This is a genomic window from Clostridium sp. Marseille-QA1073, from assembly GCF_054863625.1.
This window is the reverse complement of the sequence record NZ_JBSVQM010000002.1, coordinates 186,728-204,741: the sequence shown is the minus strand read 5'-3', so window position 1 is coordinate 204,741 and position 18,014 is coordinate 186,728. Positions and strand designations below refer to the sequence as shown.

The following is an 18,014-nucleotide window of genomic DNA, read 5'->3' as shown; positions in this document are numbered from 1 at the left end:
TTCGATAAATAGCCCTTTAACTGTTGTTAAAGGGCTATTATTTATGAAAAAATAATTTATTTTATAGGAGGTAAAAGATTTTCTTAGAGAAAAAGGTTCATATAATGCAAATAATATGCGTTATCAATTAATGACATTAGCTTTAAAATTATATAAGAATGATAAAAATTTGAGAAATAGTTTTAATCACATTGCAATTATCGAAAAATTTGAAATTAGCGAACTATTTTAGGAGGAATACTTATGAAAAAAATATTTAATATTATATTAATTTTAGTAATGGTTATAAGTTTAGTGGGATGCTCACAAGGAGATGGGGAAGGTGATTCTGCAGAAAGTAAGGTTATTGAGGTAGAAGATATTAACGGAGATAAAATTGTTTTAGAAAAACCAGCAGAAAAAATATTTTTAGGGTTTTATATAGAAAATTATCTTGCTGTATCTGGAGATTTTAAGTTAGATAGAATCGTTGCCATGTCAAAAGGAGAAACAAAGGATCTAATGAATGCAATGTGGACTAAATATGCAGAAGTAATTCCAAACTTAGAAGGCTGTATAGATACAGGTTCAATTTATTTAGATAGTTTCAGTATGGAAAAGCTAATTGATGCTAAACCAGATTTAGTAATTCTTGCACCTTATCAAGCAAAAAAATTAGGAGATGGTATTAACACAATTAAAAATCTTGGAATTCCTATAGCAGTGGTTGATTACAATTCATTTACTTTAGAAAAGCATATAAAGAGTACAGAAATACTTGGTAAGCTTCTTGGAACAGAAGAAAGAGCAAAAGAACTTATAGAAAACTATAAAAAGCAGACAGAAGATGTTGAAAATAAATTAAAAGAAATACCAGAAAGTGAATTTAAATCTGTTTATTTTGAACTTGCAAGCCAAGGGCCAGAAACCTATGGAAATTCTTATGGAGATTCTCTATGGGGAAATATACTTAAAACTGCAAAATGTAACAACATAGCACAGGGAAAAGTTACAGACTATGGACCATTAAATCCTGAGTATGTTATTTCTAGCAATCCACAGCTTATAATTTTTTCTGGACAAACCAATTCTAAAGATCAAGGCAAACAAAGATTTGAAATGGGTTTTGATGTTAAAAGTGAAAGAGCTTTGGAAACAATGAATATGTATTTGAAAAGACCAGGTTGGGAGAATTTAAATGCAGTAAAAAATAAAGAAATATATGGTGTTGATCACAGTGGACTTAGAACACTTTATGATTACGTATATCTTCAATATATTGCAAAAGCTATTTATCCAGAGAAGTTTGCAGATGTAGATCCACTAGCAAACCTAAATGAGTTCTATACAAAGTATTTACCTGTAAAACCAGAGGGTACTTTCATGATAAAGGAGGAATAGATAATGACAAATAAAAAAGAAGCATTGGAAGATTTAAATAATGGAGAGCACATATACAAAAATATCAATCAAAAAAGACTTCTTTTATTTGTTATTGTAATTTCATTATTAGCTGTATTTTGCATCATAGATTTAGCTGTGGGTCCATCTGGCATGTCTTTATCTGATGTAATAAGTACATTGTTACAAGGACCAAAGAATAAAAGTGTACATTCAGCTGTGATGTGGTCCATAAGACTACCAATGACTCTTACATGTGTATTTGTTGGAGCTTCATTAGGTCTTGCAGGGTCTCATATGCAGACAATACTTAATAATCCTTTAGCAAGTCCATATACTCTTGGTATTTCTTCAGCAGCAGGGTTTGGAGCTTCACTTGCTATCTTAACAGGGTTTACTATTGGAAATATAGGTTGGCTTTCTATACCGCTGATGGCATTTTTATTTTCATTTATATCTAGCATGTGTATTTATTTTATAGGAAAAAATAAAGGGATGAAATCTATAATAATGATATTAACAGGGATTGTTATTCACTTTTTATTTCAGGCACTGCAATCCTTAGTTCAATATATGTCTGCACCAGAAGTATCTCAACAAATTGTATTTTGGATGTTTGGAAGCTTACTAAAATCTACTTGGGTTGGTGTTTTTGTTACAATGTCAATTTTTATTATATGCCTTTTATTGACCACAACAGTAGTGTGGAAAATAACAGCATTATCTGCTGGTGAAGAAAGAGCAAGAAGTCTTGGGATAGATGTAGACAAGCTAAAACTAAAAGTATTTACAATTGCAACCTTGCTAACAACTGGAGCAGTTTCTTTTATAGGGCCTATTGGATTTATAGGATTGATTTCTCCCCACTTTGCTAGGTTATCAGTTGGAGAAGAACAAAGATATTTATCTCCTGTTTCTGCCATGTTTGGAGCTCTTATTATGGTTGTTGCGTCTATAATATCTAAAATAATAAAACCAGGTGCATTAATACCAATAGGAATTGTTACATCTATTGTTGGAGTACCATTCTTATTATTTTTATTACTATCGAAAGGAGCAGAATAATGAGTTTTATTACAGCAGAAAAAGTTTCAGTTAAGTTTAAGAATAAAGAAGTGTTAAAAGATATTACCGCTACCTTTCATGAGGGAGAAATAACCTCTATTATCGGTCCAAATGGTACAGGAAAGACTACATTTATAAAAGCTATGTCAAAAATGATCAATTATGAAGGAAACATACATATGGACAGAAATCCAAAGGAAAAAATTCCTATAGAGAAAATGGCCTATGTTCCACAAATGAGTAATAGTAACTCTAACTTAACTGTATTTGAAATGGTACTGCTTGGACATATGAAGGATTTAAGATGGAAAATTTCTAAAGATAAGTTAGAAGAAACAAATAAAATATTAAAGAAAATAAATTTGAGTCATCTAAGCTATAATAAGTTTTCTAGTTTAAGTGGTGGAGAAAAACAACTTGTTATTATGGCACAAGCTTTGGTTTCAAAACCAAAGATATTACTACTGGATGAACCAACCAGTGCGTTAGATATAAGGCATCAATTACAGGTTTTAGATTTAGCAAGAGAATACACCACAGAAAACAATGCTATTACTATTATAGTAATTCATGATTTAGCATTATCTACGAGATACAGTGATAAATTCATACTACTTAGTGAAGGATACGTAGCAAAAGAAGGAAAGCCAGAAGAAGTATTAGATCCATTACTATTAAAAGAGGTATATAAAGTAGAAGTAGAGGTTTGTTGTACAAAGAAAGGTTATCTTAGTGTTACACCAATTAATTGTAGTTAGTATTAATATAACATTATTTTATTAATGTTTAAATATTAAAATTATAAAAGGTTGAGAGGTTAATGTATATGGAAAAACATAAATTTTTATTAGATTTAAAATTAATAAATGTGGATATTAATGAAATTATGAACTTATGTAAGGAGCATAGTGAATGTTTTGTAGTTTTGAAAGATAAGCTTGACTACGTATGCGACTTTATATTAGATAGCTCTAATGATTTAAAATGGAACAAATATGTATCAAAAGAAGAGTATGATACTTTGGTAAAAGAAGTGAGAGAGTCTAATTCGAAGGCTTTAGGGTGGGTTGAAAAATGTCAAGCACGCAGTATATTAAATAATAACTTAGATTCATTTAAATATTCTGATGAATTAAGGCTTGCAGTAGAAAATGAGATATTAGAATTTGATATAAATAATAAATCAAAAATTTTATTTATAGGTTCTGGGGCTATGCCTATAACAGCATTCACTATAAATGATGAAGTTAACTCTGAAGTAGTTTGCTTAGATGTTGATAATGAAGCACTTGAGCTATCAGAGAAGTTATCTGATAAGTATGGCATTAAAAATATATCATTTTCATCAGAAGATATAAGCAATTTTGATTTAAATAGTTTTAGTCATATTATAATAGCTTCTTTAGTTGAACCTAAATTAGATATGGTGAAATATTTATTGGAAAATATTAATGGTGATACAAAGGTTATTTTGAGATATGGAAATAAATTAAAAAGTATATTTAATTATCCTTTAGATATAAAAGAAATAAAGAATTGCCAAAAAACAATAATAAAAGATAATAAGTATATTTATGAAAGTGTAGTTTTGGAGAAAACTTTATGATAAATAAAAATATGCATAACAGCTTAAAAAACACACTAATAATAGGTTCTGGGCCAGTGGCAATTAACATGATAATTAATTTATCTAAGGGATTTTCAGATGAAATTGGAATAGTTATTAGAAATAGTAATAAGTCTATATTTTTTGTAGAACAATTAAAAAACAATGATTTCGTATTAAAAGGAAATGTAGCTAAAAAAGAATTAGCTATGATGGAAGGAAGTTATAAACTACAAAGCTTATATATAGATTATTCTGACATAGAAGATGTTTGGGAAACTATTATATTATGTGTTCCTTGTGACTGTTATATAGAAGTGTTAAAAAAAATAGATTTTAACAAACTAAAAAAAATCAAAACTATCATTTTAGTGTCACCAGAATTTGGGTCAAGCATCTTGGTTTCTAATTATTTAAAGTTATATGAAAGAGATATTGAAATAATTAGTTTATCAAATTATTTTGGAGCTACAAAATATACTTCTAAAGAATCTTTATTAGAAATAACAACAAAAGCTTTAAAGAAAAAGATATATATAGGTTCAACTTTTAAAAAGAGTTCTAAAACAATAGTTCTTAAAAACTTTTTAAAAGAAATCGGGGTTATTTGTGAAATATTAGATGAACCATTGGAAGTAGAAAGTAAGAACATAACTGTATTTGTACATCCAGCTTTCTTGATTAATGATATTAGTTTAAATCAAATATTTGATTATGATAAAACAAATAAATATGTGTACAAGCTATATCCAGAGGGTCCAATAACAATGAAAACTATTGCCACCATGTGTTTTCTATGGAAAGAAATATCTAATGTATATAGTCATCTAAAAATTAAACCTATGAATCTTCTTAAGTTTTTAAATGATGATAATTATCCTGTGTTGGAAGAATCTATATCTAGAGAGGATATAAATAACTTTACTCAATACAGTAAAATTAAACAGGAGTATTTACTCTACGTTAGATATTCTTCAATATTAATAGATCCCTTTTCTATCCCTGATAAGGAGGGGAGATATTTTGAGTTTTCAAAGGTTCCCTATCCTAAAGTTTACAAAGATAACTTAGGTAAATGGAATATACCTAGAATGCCTTTCGAAGATTATAGAAAGATTAAACTTTTATATAATATTGGAGCTATGTTAGGTATAGAGATGAAAAATACAAAAGGCCTAATAGATGTGTTTGATATGCATTTGAATAGATTTATTAATGATAAAGGCAAAGAAAATATGAATAATCATATATTTAAAGACAATATCTTAAATAATGCAAAGATTATAGTTAAGGAGCGATTTAATGAAAATAAATAAAGGTGTTATATTAGCAATACTGTCTTCTTTTACATTTAGTATAATGAATGTTTTGGTGAAGTCTGTAAGTTCTAGAATACCATCTAATGAAATAGCATTTTTTAGAGGTATAATTGGAACAATATTAATATTAATTTTAATGAAAATTTCTAATGTAAAGTTTTCTAAAGAGCAAAAACCATTATTGTTACTTAGAGGTATGCTTGGAGGACTTTATATGGTAACTTATTTCTTTGCTATTTCCACAATGAAGTTAGGAGACGCAGCAATACTTGCACACTTATCTGGATTTTTTGTAATGATATTTGCATCTATTTTTCTAAAAGAAAAATTGCCGAAAAATGCATGGATATTTATAATTATTATTCTATTTGGTGCGGCACTTATTATAAATCCTTTTAGATATTCTACTTATTCTTTTTATGCTATCTTTGGATTATTAAGTGCAGTTTTATCAGCAAGTGCTTCAATTACTATAAGAAAATTGGCAAAATCTAAAAAACATCATCATTATGAAATTGTGTTTTATTTCTTAGCAGCATCTACTATAGTGGCTGCTATACTAATGAGAAATAATTTTGTAGTACCAACAGTAAGAGAATTTATATTGTTATTCATTTTAGGTGCTGTGTCATTATTAGCACAAATATTCTTAACAGGCGCATTTGGAAATGCCAATGCTGTAATTGTAGAAGTAGTAAGATATATAGGAATATTTTTCAATACAGCTTGGGGATTTATTTTATTTGGAGAATCTCTATCTATGTATTCTATTATAGGTGGAATACTCATTGTTGGAGCATCTATTGTTTTATCTAGGCAAACAGCAGCATAAAAAATTAATATTAAAGTGATATTATAGAATTTATTTCACGTAGCTGAAAAGTTAGATAATTAATATCAATTTAAACATTATAATTTTTATAAAATTAAGTAATTTTAGAAAGTGGCTATATTAAAATTTTATTTTGAGGTGGTTACTTTTATTTTTAAAGCTAAAAAATATATTTTAATTTTTTGGACAAAATAATTATACATAGGTTTTATAACTTTAAGAATTTTAAAATATTTTTATAAGATATCTGCTTGAAGTCTTATAATAAGTTTGACCTTTGTAATAAAATATTAAATTCATGTGAAAGTATAGGTGATATAATATGAAGCATAAGAAAATAATAGAGTGTATTTTAATGGCAACTATAGCAGCGTCAACTATTGGAACAAAGGCTTTAGGAATAGTAAATGAACAGGATACAAGTATATCTACATTATACTCAATATCCAATGAAAGCGCAGAAACTACAAATTATGAGGAGAGTTTAATAGGGTTAAAAGAAGGAAACGTAATAGAAACATTGCCTTCAAAAGGTAGTAGATTTGTAACTACTGAGGGTATTAGTAGAACCATAGTAATACCTACGTCTAAGAATGGAGAACTTCAATCTTCTATAGAAGTTAAAGTTGTAGAGAAAACAGATTATACAATAGATAATCCTTATAAGAATATAGATTGGCGTACAGCAAATCAATTAAAAGCTAATTTCCATGCTCATACAAACAAAAGTGATGGAAGAGATACAATACAAGAAGTATTAGATAAACACTCAGAGCTTGGATATAATGTATTAGCAATAACTGACCATGATCGTCTAACATATCCTTGGAATGATCCTGAAAAAGGTGATAAAGATGTAATTATACCAAAAGGATTAAATGGTATACCAGGTGCTGAGTTTTCATCTAGGCATCATCACATAAATGGATTTTTCTTAAAGGAATTTGAGAAGTTATCAACTGAAGAAGAAGTACTAAAGTATATAGAAAGGCAAGGTGCAATATCACATTTTAATCATCCAGGAAGGTATGATAATTCACATATGTGGTATGTGAATTTATATAAACAATTTCCAAGTTTAGTTGGATTAGAAGTTATAAATAGAGATGATAGATATCCCAATGATAGGAAGTTATGGGATAATATATTAACAGATATAATAGGGGAGAGAAATGTATGGGGATTCGCAAATGCTGATTCACATCGTCTTAATCAGATTAACACAAGTTATAATAAAATGTTAATAGATGGAGAGTATACTGCGGAAAAACTTAAAAGAGCTATGGAAAATGGAGAATTTTATTTTACAGCTAATATAAGTGCAGAGAATAATAGAAAAAATAATCCTAACATTCCAGCCCCAACTATTACTAATATTATAGTTGATAATGATAAGGATACCATAACAATAGAAGGGGAGAATGTCCAATATATTGAATGGATAGGTTCAAATAGCAGACAGTTAGGAAGAGGAAATTCTCTGAATTTAAAGGAAGTTGCATCACCTACTCCATATGTTCGTGCGGTAATAGTAGGAGAGGGTGGAGTAAGCTTTACTCAACCATTTAAAGTTACTGCATAAGAGGGAAAATAGATTGAATACATTAGAAAAGGTGAGCCTTATAAGAAGTTTCTATTTTTTATGAAAAGAACAAATAAATTTTTAAAGCCTTGATTAATCAAGGCTTTTTTGTGTGAACAAAATATTATAAAATTACATATAATATATTATTTATAATAGTGTATGTCATACAGTATAATTATAATAGGAGGTGATATTGTGGATAAGGTTACAGAAGATGAGTTAATAGAAGGTTTAACTCTAGAGCTTAGAAGGGGGACGTTGGTCTTGAGTGTATTAAGCCAATTAAAGACACCACAATATGGCTATTCTCTTGTTACAAGCCTTCAAGATAAAGGAATGACTATAGATGCAAGTACGCTTTATCCTTTACTTAGAAGATTAGAAAGGCAAGGAATTTTAGAAAGTTCATGGGATACTGATGGAACAAAGCCTAGAAAATATTATGTGATGAGCAAAATAGGGGAAATTGTTTTTAAAAGACTTTGTGATGTGTGGAAAGATATTGTGAAAACAACCGATGGTTTTATTGAATAGTAGGAGGGGTTTTATGAATGTTATTGATAGATATGTATATGCTGTAGTTTGCAAACTACCAGAAAAGGAAAGAAAAGAAGTAGAGGAAGAAATTAGAGGGCTTATCGATGATATAATCAACAGTTATGACGAAAATTTAACCTATGAAGAAAAGGCATATAAAGCCCTTAAAGAATTAGGAGATCCTGAAACACTTGCAGATAATTATAGAGGAGAGAAACGATATTTAATTGGACCAAAATATTTTGATAGATATATGTATGTTTTAAAAATAGTACTTTTAGCAGTATTTTTAGGAATAACAGTAGCAACCATAGTTGGTCAAATATTTAATGGACCTGCAAATGTATCTCAAATAACTAAAGTAATTACAGTGTATAATAGCTCACTTTTCTCTGGAGCTATTCAAGGTTCAGTTTGGGTAACAGGAATTTTTGCAATTATTGAATATAAAGGTGTAAATATAGATGGGAATGGTAAAGGGAAAAGCACATGGGATCCTTCAAATTTACCAGAAGTACCAAACAAGAAAATTACAATTAAGCCCTCAGAATCTATAATTGGTATCGTCATAACAACTATATTTTTTATTATAGTTTATTTTATGCCTAAATATTTAAGTGCATATATAGCTATTAATGATGAGATAAGAATAATTCCTATTTTTAATTTAGATGCGATAAAAAGTTTAGGTTTTATTATAATTATCCTATTTATTTTAGGAATCTCCAAGGAGTTAGTAAAACTTATTGCTGGTAAATGGACCATAAAATCAGCTGTAATTTATTCAATTCTAAGTGGAGTATCTACAGCACTATTAATTATATTCTTATTAAATCCAAAGATTTGGAACGCAAATTTTATAACTGAAATATCAAGATTATCAGTTATACAAAATTTCCCTATAATAAACTGGGGTAATATGTTAAATGCATGTATTATTATTATATTAATAATAGCTATATTAGATATCCTTTGGGTTTTCTTTAAGTCTATAAAATATTCAAATTATAAATAAATATTATATTAAATCTCAATATTATTATTTTATATCTATTTTCACTATTTATGTAATTATTTTAAATGGATGTAAACAAATATTATATGAATTTTAAGGAAATAAAGGAATAAATAAAATACTTCTATCATATAAATTAATGAAATATTATTGTATATAGAGGTATTTTATGGAATATAAGTCATTATCAGCAGCACAAAAATGGATTCTAAAAGGTATCCCCATTCTTTTCTTAATTGGTAGCTTTATGCACTTTTTTTATGATTTTAGTGGGAAAAATATAATAATTGGCCTCATCTCTCCTATAAATGAAAGTATTTGGGAACACTTAAAAATGATACTTTTACCTGTAATCTGTTGGTGGGGAATTTATTATCTAATAAAGTGTAAAAAAGATAATATTGATAAAAATAAATGGTTTACTGCCGCTTTGATAGCATTAGTAACATCCATTATAACAACTCCAATGCTATATTATTTTTACACTCAGGCATTTGGAGTTGAGGTATTAATTGTGGATATTATTATATTATTTGTAAGTATTTTATTTGGTCAATTACTAGCATTTCATTTTTATAAATATTCTAAAGGTATAAATTCACATATTTCTATGTATATTTTTATATTTTTAATTTTAATTTTTATGGTATTTACATTTTATCCACCTCATTTACCGATTTTTAGAGATGGTATAACAGGCCAATATGGAATAATTAAATAAAGTAAGTTTATTATTTGATAAAAATAGCAAATATATTTAAATCATAATATAACTAAGGGAAACTCTTAGTTTTTTTATTTTTAAAGTAAAAGTATACAAAAGATATTATAAAAAAATAATTTAGAAAATATGAAAAAAGTACTTTATCTGTCGTAGTAATTATGGTATAGTATAATTACTACGACAGATGAAGTACGTTAGACGGAGTAATAGCATAAAGCATATGAAGAAAATATATGACCTATACTAGTTGGTTATTTTATTGAATGTGCCTTAATATAGTAGGAATAATAGCTATCTAATAAAACAAATTAGCATAGTTATTGAATAGAAGGGAGAATAACATTTGATAAGTAGTGATGTCATCAGAGGTTATAATGATACAATTATTCTTTTTACACTCTTAGATAAAGAATCCTATGGATATGAGATATCTAAAACAATAAAAAAGCTTTCAGAAGAAAAATATATCATCAAGGAGACAACATTATACTCTGCATTTACTAGATTAGAAAACAATGGATATATAGAGTCTTTTTATGGAGATGAGACTTTTGGAAAGAGGAGAACTTATTACAGAATCACTTCAAAAGGTCGTGAGTATTATAAGGATAAATGTGAAGAGTGGAAAGTTATAAAAGAAGTAATGAGTAAATTTATTAAGGAGATGAATGAAAGTGGAGACAATTAAAAATTATTTAGATAATATCTTTGCAAGTTTGCCGAAGAATGCTGAAACTATGAAGCTAAAAAAAGAGCTGTTATACAATATGGAAGATAAATATAATGAGCTCAAAAAAAGTGGAAAGACAGAAAATGAAGCCATTGGTATTGTTATCTCAGAATTCGGTAATATTGATGAACTGATTGAGGAATTTGGCATTGATACTACAAAGGAAGCAAATAATATTAGAACAATTTCTATGGAAGAAGCAGAAAGATATATGGTTGACAAAGAGAAGTATGGAAATATGATTGCTATTGGAGTATTTTTATGTATTTTAGCACCAGCAGCATTAATATTTATTGAACAGCTTGTAGCAAATAATATATCTGGAATAAGCATTTATGAGGGAATTTTCAATGCAATTAGTATTATACCACTACTTCTTTTAATTGCCATTGCTGTTGGTTTGTTTATCTATTCTGGTACTAAGCTTGAAAAGTACAAGTATTTAGAAGGGGATTTTAGTATTCCATACCATGTAAAAAATAGAGTTCAACAGAAAAAAGAAGAATTCTCATCGACTTTCACTACGAATATCATTGCTGGTGTTATTCTTTGCGTGTTATCGCCTGTGTCATTAATTATTTTATCTTCAATAACAGGAAATGAAGATAAATTATCCAGTTATGGAGTAGTTATATTATTAGTAATGGTAGCAATTGCTGTATTTATGTTTGTAAGGGTTGGGAATATAAACGGTAGTTATAGCATACTTTTACAAATTGAAGAATATTCTAAGAAAAGTAAGGAGAATAATAGAGTAATTGGTGCTGTTGCAGCAGTTGTATGGCCACTTGCTACTGCAATATTCCTTATCTGGGGGTTGGCGTTTGGTGCATGGAGAATTTGCTGGATTGTATTTCCTATTACCGGTGTGCTTTTCGGAGCATTTAGTGGTGCATACACCATAATGAAGGGAGAGAATGAAAAATAACTCTACTATAGTTTTGATTTTATATAAACATTTTTATGTTAAATGAGTAATGGAAAATATGATTATTTTTATATAAATTCCAAAGAAAGCAGGAGAATTGATTAACGTTATAGTAGATATAAGGCACATGAAAAAATAAATAAGTCAGTGTACTAGTTTATTTTGCATCTTTGACTTATTATTTAGTTTCATATACCTAAAATTATTTTATATACTTTCAATGTAACGGCAAAGAAGAAATATGAAATTAGAAAAATTAGAGGTTTTTAATGCTTACTTATGTCAAATAGGAAGGAATGAATGTAGGTTGTGATTGATATAAAGCTTGAAACATTTATAACTGTGGCTAATACAAAAAACTTTACAAGGGCTGCTAATATATTAAATATGACCCAGCCTGCAATTTCTCACCATATAAAGCTTTTAGAGGAATATTATAATGTAAAGTTAATAGAAAAAAAGCATAAGACTATGGAACTTACTAGGGCAGGGAATATATTGTATAAATATGCCTTAGAGGTAGATAAAATAAGTAAGCTGGTTAAGAATCAAATAACTAATGAGGCTTGTACTATAAAAAGATATAATGTAGGGGCTACTCTTACCATTGGAGGATACGTACTACCTCCTATTATAGGCAATTATAAAATGAATAATAAAAATATAGATATAATACTTCAAGTGGAAAATACGGAAACTATAATTCAAAAGCTTTTTAGTGGAGAGATTATTTTAGGAGTTATCGAAGGACCTTTTGATAAGAATAAAGTTATTTATGAAAAGCTCAAAGATGATGAACTTGTATTTGCAATTTCAAGAAAACATCAATTGGCTAAAAGAAGAAGTATAACTATTGAAGAGGTTCTTACGGAAAAGCTTATATTGAGAGAAAGAGGATCTGGTACAAGAAAGGTTTTCGAAGATTATATAGCTGAGCAGGGATATGATCCTAAGAAAATTATTCCATACATGGAAATTGGGGATATAACTGCAATCATATCTCTTGTGGAATCGGGATTAGGGGCCACGGTAGTATCTTGTGAAGCCTTAAAGTCTTCAGTGATAAGTAGAAAAATTAAGATATTGCCAATTAAAAATTTAACAATAAAAAGAGAATTTAATTTTATATATTTAAAGAATTCAAATATGGAATTCATAAAGAATTTTATTGATTTTTGCAAAAAGGAATGTAATAAGGCTGAACTAGGGAAAGAAACCCTCTAGTTCAGCCTTTTCTTATAGAGATTTTATGCTGCTTTAATTAATTTTAATATAAAGAATTTTTATTCTACTATAACTATTCTTAAGTTCAGTTTATACCATAGCAGCGATATAATAAATATGATGATGTTACAAAAATTTCAATTTAACCTATTATGTTTATAAATTAACAAATTAAGTTAAAGGTGGGGGTAATGTGAAAATACTTGTTATAGGAGGGGTTGCCGCAGGAACCAAGACTGCTGCAAAGCTTAAGAGAGAAGATGAAAATTACGATATAACTTTAATAACAAGAGACAAGCATATATCCTATGCAGGATGTGGACTTCCTTATTATATTGGTGGAGTCATTGAAGATAAAAAAGATCTTATAGTTAAAACGCCTGAAGAATTTGAGAAATTTACTGGTGTTCAGGTATTTACACAATTGGAAGCAAAGGAAATATTAAAGAATTCAAAAGAGGTAGAAGTACAGGATTTAAGTAGTGGAGAAATAAAAAAATTAAACTATGATAAATTAGTTATTGCTACTGGAGCATCTCCCTTCGTGCCAGCAATGGAAGGAAAAGATTTAGAGGGAGTTTTTACTATTAGGACTCCTGAAGATGCAGTAGAGATAAGGGAAGCTATAGAACAAGGTGATGTGAAAAGAGTAGTTGTAATAGGTGGAGGCTTTATTGGAATAGAGATAGCAGAAAATCTTATAGAACAAGGAGTAAAAGTTACATTAATAGAAATGGCACCACAAATATTACCAGGATTTGATATGGAGATATCTCATATAGCACAAGAACATCTTTTAGATAAAGGAATAATGCCTCTTATGGAAGAACAAGTAATTTCTATTGAAGGTACAAATAGAGTAGAGAAAGTAATAACAGATAAAAGAAAGATAAAGGCAGATATGGTAGTTATGGCAATAGGAGTAAGGGCTAATACAGAGATTGCAGAAAGAGCAGGAATAACCCTTGGAGAAAGAAATACCATAAGGGTCAATGAATATATGGAAACCAGTGAGAAGGATATATATGCAGTAGGGGACTGTGCAGAGAATATAAATATTATTACAGAAAGCAAAGCATGGTATCCAATGGGTTCAACCTCAAATAAGATGGGACGTATTGCAGCACTTAATATATCAGGAGAGAGAATAGCTTTAGATGGAGTTTTAGGTACTACTGTAGTAAAAATTTTTGATCTAAATACAGGTAAAACTGGATTATCAGAACAAGATGCAAAATCTTCAGGGTTTAATCCCATAAGCATATTAGTTCCAACTAATGATAGAGCTCATTATTATCCAGGAGCTAAAAATATTATTACAAAGCTTATTGCAGATAAAGATTCTAGAAGAATATTAGGAGCACAAATTATAGGTCCAGGAGTGATAGATAAACCTATTGACATATTGGCTACTGCAATAACTTTTAGAGCAAAAGTTGAAGATATAGAAAATTTAGACCTTGCATATGCACCACCATTTTCCATGGCAATGGCATCAACTATAGTGGCTGCAAATGTACTTTTAAACAAAATGAATGGAAAGGTTGATACAGTAACTCCTATAGAATTTTGGCGAGATAAAAATAAGTATAGGGTAATTGATTTAAGAAGTGAAGATGAGTTTGAAGAAAAGCATATTGAAGGTGCAATCAATATTCCTTTTGATAATATTAATGATCACATAAATGATATTGGAAAGAATGAAAATTTAGTTTTAGTTTGTAGAGTTGGTAAAATAGCGTATGTAGCTTATAAAAAGCTTAAAGCTTTAGGATATAAAGATGTAAAAATATTAGAAGGTGGAATGACAATACCACAAATATAGGGAAGGGTAGTGAAGAGAATGACAATAAAAGTTTCAGCAGAAGAAAAATCAAAATTAAAGGGACAAGGATTTATTCCTCAAAGAGATGGAAAACATTTTGCTTGTAGAGTAATCACGGAAGATGGGAATTTAAATTCTAATGAAACGAGGGTTCTTTCTGATATAGCTGAGAAATATGGAAGAGGATATATGAGCTACACTACAAGACTTACAGTGGAGATACCATGGTTAAACTATGAAGATATTCCAAAGATAAAGGGTGAATTGAAAGATGCTGGGCTTGAAGCGGGAGGAACAGGACCAAGAGTTAGACCGGTAGTTTCTTGTAAAGGGACAGTATGTGTATTTGGACTTTTAGATACGCAAGAGTTAGCAAGAAAAATACATGAGAGATTTTACAAAGGATATTATGATGTACTTTTACCACATAAGTTTAAAATAGGTATAGGAGGATGTCCAAATAATTGTATAAAACCTGACTTAAATGACTTTGGTATAATGGGACAAAGAGTTCCAGCATATGATGAAGAGTTATGCTCAGGGTGCAAAAAATGTTCAGTGGAAGAAGCCTGTAGAAAAGGTGCAGCTAAAGTTATTGATGGAAAGCTTAATATAGACATGGAAAAATGTAATAACTGTGGATTATGTATAGATAAGTGCCACTTTGATTCAATAGAATGTGGAAAAGAAGGCGTTAAATTATTTATAGGTGGGAAATGGGGAAAAGTTCCGAAAAGAGGACAAATGATTGAAGAAATTTACTCCTATGATGAAGCTATGGACATAATAGAAAAAGCAGTTTTATATTATAGAGAAAAGGGTAAAACTGGAGAAAGATTTGGAGATATGATAGATAGAATTGGATTTGAAGAAGTTTCAAAGGCTATACTAGATAATGAGATTCTTGATAGGAAAGAAGAAATATTAAGTGCAGAACTCCATAATAAAAGAGGATATTCTTGCTAAGCGATAGATAAATAGAAAATAAAAAAAGGCGTGAAATTTAGATTTATATCTTAATTTTATGCCTTTTATTTTCTAAAATTGTGAATTTAAAGTTTCAACTATGCTACTAAAAAATAACAATTATTTTTACTTATATGTTAATATTAGCACTGGTATAGCTATAGTATATTTTTACATATCCTTTACTAGAACAATTTCGCCGTTAGGAGTAACGGTAATAATAATGATGCCATCCGTATCAGTTCGTAAGACAGTTGCATTTAATTTTTTTAGCCTATCTAGAACTTTCGTTGAAGGAGCATTGCCATTATTTTCATCACAGGTAATAACAGCATACTTAGGATGTACCATTTCAAGAAACTTTTTAGATGAAGAACCGGAACGGCCATGATATGCTACTTTTAGTATGTCGGAGGATAAATTTGTTCCTGTATATAATAAATCATTTTCTGCGTCATTTAAAATATCACCGGTAAACAACATTGATTTTCCGGCATAATCTACCTTTACGACAATTGACGTATTGTTTACATCATTATAATCATTTGATAAAGGTGCAAGAAAGGTAACTGTGGCACTACCCAGTAAAAAATGACTTCCTGGTTTAGGATTTTCCACATGAATATTGTAATTTTCTATAGCTGAAAGCATTGCAGAATAGTCATCGGAATTGTTTTTGACTACGTCCGTCTTATATAGAACACCTATATCCATTCCACTGGAAATAATCCCGGGTATCCCGCCGATATGATCTTTATCAGGATGAGTTGTGATAATAGCAGAAAGGCTTACTATATTTTGCTCAGAAAGATAAGAAAGTATATCATCAGCATTTTCGGAATAGCCTGCATCAATTAACATAGCCTCGCCTTCACATTGCAAGAGAATACAGTCACCTTTACCTACTGGATAAAATGTAGCTGACAGGCCTCTTTTGGAAGCTGGATGTTGAGAAGTAGAATGGCAGCTAGTAAATAAAAGAGAAAAAATTAGCAGTAGATAAACTAAAATAAAACGATGTTTTTTCAATATATTCATCACTTCCTGTTATTTTATCATTATTTAACTTTACTATAGTGGTTATATTTTAGCATAAGTTAATTATAATGAGTTTATTTTTATACTTTTTGTTTTAATTTTTTATATTCTTCACAATACCATTTAATAGATGATAATTGTGCTTTATAAGCACAATATTTCTTAAATAAGCATAATATAATTTCAACAGAGCGTTGATTGATACTAAAAATAATATTAAAATTTTTATAATATTTGGGTTGACAAAATTATTATAATGACATATCATGATACTAAATTGTTATTCAGAGTAAAATACTATGATTTAATAAATGCTATGATAAGAAATAGTAGCATAAGGTAAACTAACAGAGAGAAGTCCTCCTAGCTGAAAGGGATTTTAAGTGTAACTTATGTGAATGCATCTTTGAGCACTGTCTCGAAATATAGTAGACGACAGCGTGTACGCCCGTTACAGCGTTGAGGTATGATTGTACCAAAAATGAGATGTCATTGTATATTTTTATTATATACATGATAATTAGAGTGGAACCGCGGAAGATAACTTCTGCCTCTAAGTTTTTAGAGGTAGGAGTTTTTTTATTTTTAAAAAATAATATATAGGAGGATTATTATGAATTCTTTACAGTACTTTGATTCCATAGCTGAAAGTTGGAACGTTATACGAAGCGAATACTTTGAAGAAAGACTAAAGTATAAGATATTATCAATAACAAATGTAAAAGATAAAGTTGTGGCTGACTTAGGTTGCGGCACAGGTTTTGTTTCTCTGGCATTGGCTAATGAAGCAGGCATAATATTTTCCGTTGATAGTTCTAGGAATATGCTTAAGGAATTATCAACTACTGCTTTAAAAAAAGGTTATAAAAATGTCTACCCTATAAAATCTTTACTTGATAATTTAGCGCTATTTGATGAGTCACTAAACACAGTGTTTATAAATATGGCACTTCATCATATAAAAGATGCTAAAAAGGCAATTGAGGAGATGTATAGAGTTCTAAAAAAAGATGGAGTAGTTGTTATTTCAGATGTCATGGAGCATAAAGGAGAATGGGCAAGAGAAGAAATGTTCGATGAATGGCTTGGCTTTTCAAATGAGCAAATAGCAGAATGGCTAGAAGATGCTGGCTTTAAGAATATAAAAATAGAAAATACAGATTTAAGCTGTAAAGGTTATTCAAGCAAAGGAGAATACACTGAAACAGGAATTTTCTTAGCTAGCGCAGTAAAATTATAA

Annotated in this window: 17 protein-coding genes and 1 other annotated feature; of the genes, 16 read left to right on the top strand and 1 reads right to left on the bottom strand. The window is 29.2% G+C overall.

The window, feature by feature from the left end; genetic code table 11:
* Nucleotides 1–243 precede the first annotated feature (243 nt).
* The 15 genes from ACY1IQ_RS02775 (at nucleotide 244) to ACY1IQ_RS02705 (ending at nucleotide 15,736) form a co-directional block, all read left to right on the top strand.
* Entirely contained in the window at nucleotides 244–1,380 is a 1,137-nt protein-coding gene (locus tag ACY1IQ_RS02775) for an ABC transporter substrate-binding protein (protein WP_461612522.1), read from the top strand.
* A gap of 3 nt (nucleotides 1,381–1,383) precedes the next feature.
* A complete protein-coding gene (locus ACY1IQ_RS02770; RefSeq protein WP_461612521.1) occupies nucleotides 1,384–2,445 on the top strand; it encodes a FecCD family ABC transporter permease in 1,062 nt (353 codons plus the stop codon).
* Nucleotides 2,445–3,203: an ABC transporter ATP-binding protein gene (locus ACY1IQ_RS02765; RefSeq protein WP_039633596.1), complete on the top strand. Its 759-nt coding sequence runs from the start codon at nucleotides 2,445–2,447 to the stop codon at nucleotides 3,201–3,203. Before ACY1IQ_RS02770 ends, ACY1IQ_RS02765 begins: the two co-directional genes overlap by 1 nt.
* Nucleotides 3,204–3,271: 68 nt before the next feature.
* Nucleotides 3,272–4,051 (top strand): nicotianamine synthase family protein, encoded by a 780-nt coding sequence (locus ACY1IQ_RS02760; protein ID WP_461612520.1) that lies wholly within the window; start codon nucleotides 3,272–3,274, stop codon nucleotides 4,049–4,051.
* On the top strand, nucleotides 4,048–5,367 hold the full coding sequence (locus ACY1IQ_RS02755; RefSeq protein WP_461612519.1) for an opine metallophore biosynthesis dehydrogenase: 1,320 nt from the start codon (nucleotides 4,048–4,050) through the stop codon (nucleotides 5,365–5,367). The genes ACY1IQ_RS02760 and ACY1IQ_RS02755 overlap by 4 nt, the downstream gene beginning before the upstream one ends.
* The gene (locus ACY1IQ_RS02750) at nucleotides 5,354–6,202 is read left to right on the top strand and encodes a DMT family transporter (RefSeq protein ID WP_461612518.1); all 849 of its coding nucleotides are present in this window, start codon (nucleotides 5,354–5,356) and stop codon (nucleotides 6,200–6,202) included. The genes ACY1IQ_RS02755 and ACY1IQ_RS02750 overlap by 14 nt, the downstream gene beginning before the upstream one ends.
* Before the next feature lie 322 nt (nucleotides 6,203–6,524).
* On the top strand, nucleotides 6,525–7,784 hold the full coding sequence (locus ACY1IQ_RS02745; protein WP_461612517.1) for a PHP domain-containing protein: 1,260 nt from the start codon (nucleotides 6,525–6,527) through the stop codon (nucleotides 7,782–7,784).
* 198 nt (nucleotides 7,785–7,982) lie between these two features.
* Entirely contained in the window at nucleotides 7,983–8,321 is a 339-nt protein-coding gene (locus ACY1IQ_RS02740; RefSeq protein WP_461612516.1) for a PadR family transcriptional regulator, read from the top strand.
* 13 nt (nucleotides 8,322–8,334) lie between these two features.
* Nucleotides 8,335–9,339, top strand: a complete 1,005-nt coding sequence (locus ACY1IQ_RS02735) for a hypothetical protein (RefSeq protein WP_461612515.1) — start codon at nucleotides 8,335–8,337, stop codon at nucleotides 9,337–9,339.
* A 169-nt stretch (nucleotides 9,340–9,508) separates the two neighbouring features.
* Nucleotides 9,509–10,060, top strand: a complete 552-nt coding sequence (locus tag ACY1IQ_RS02730; protein ID WP_461612514.1) for a DUF6512 family protein — start codon at nucleotides 9,509–9,511, stop codon at nucleotides 10,058–10,060.
* 346 nt (nucleotides 10,061–10,406) lie between these two features.
* A complete protein-coding gene (locus ACY1IQ_RS02725; protein ID WP_039633605.1) occupies nucleotides 10,407–10,751 on the top strand; it encodes a PadR family transcriptional regulator in 345 nt (114 codons plus the stop codon).
* Nucleotides 10,738–11,721: a permease prefix domain 1-containing protein gene (locus tag ACY1IQ_RS02720; protein ID WP_039634174.1), complete on the top strand. Its 984-nt coding sequence runs from the start codon at nucleotides 10,738–10,740 to the stop codon at nucleotides 11,719–11,721. The genes ACY1IQ_RS02725 and ACY1IQ_RS02720 overlap by 14 nt, the downstream gene beginning before the upstream one ends.
* A 309-nt stretch (nucleotides 11,722–12,030) precedes the next feature.
* Nucleotides 12,031–12,945 carry a LysR family transcriptional regulator gene (locus ACY1IQ_RS02715; protein ID WP_461612513.1) on the top strand — a complete coding sequence of 305 codons (915 nt, stop codon included), beginning with the start codon at nucleotides 12,031–12,033 and terminating at the stop codon, nucleotides 12,943–12,945.
* A gap of 193 nt (nucleotides 12,946–13,138) precedes the next feature.
* A complete protein-coding gene (locus tag ACY1IQ_RS02710; RefSeq protein WP_461612512.1) occupies nucleotides 13,139–14,770 on the top strand; it encodes an FAD-dependent oxidoreductase in 1,632 nt (543 codons plus the stop codon).
* A gap of 18 nt (nucleotides 14,771–14,788) precedes the next feature.
* The gene (locus ACY1IQ_RS02705; RefSeq protein WP_461612511.1) at nucleotides 14,789–15,736 is read left to right on the top strand and encodes a (4Fe-4S)-binding protein; all 948 of its coding nucleotides are present in this window, start codon (nucleotides 14,789–14,791) and stop codon (nucleotides 15,734–15,736) included.
* Nucleotides 15,737–15,907: 171 nt separating this feature from the next.
* On the opposite strand, the gene ACY1IQ_RS02700 is transcribed toward ACY1IQ_RS02705, so the two are convergent.
* Entirely contained in the window at nucleotides 15,908–16,765 is an 858-nt protein-coding gene (locus tag ACY1IQ_RS02700) for a ComEC/Rec2 family competence protein (RefSeq protein WP_461612510.1), read from the bottom strand.
* A 316-nt stretch (nucleotides 16,766–17,081) separates the two neighbouring features.
* Nucleotides 17,082–17,332, top strand: a binding site (T-box leader).
* A gap of 55 nt (nucleotides 17,333–17,387) precedes the next feature.
* Between ACY1IQ_RS02700 and ACY1IQ_RS02695 the strand changes: the two genes are divergently transcribed.
* Entirely contained in the window at nucleotides 17,388–18,014 is a 627-nt protein-coding gene (locus ACY1IQ_RS02695) for a class I SAM-dependent methyltransferase (protein ID WP_461612509.1), read from the top strand.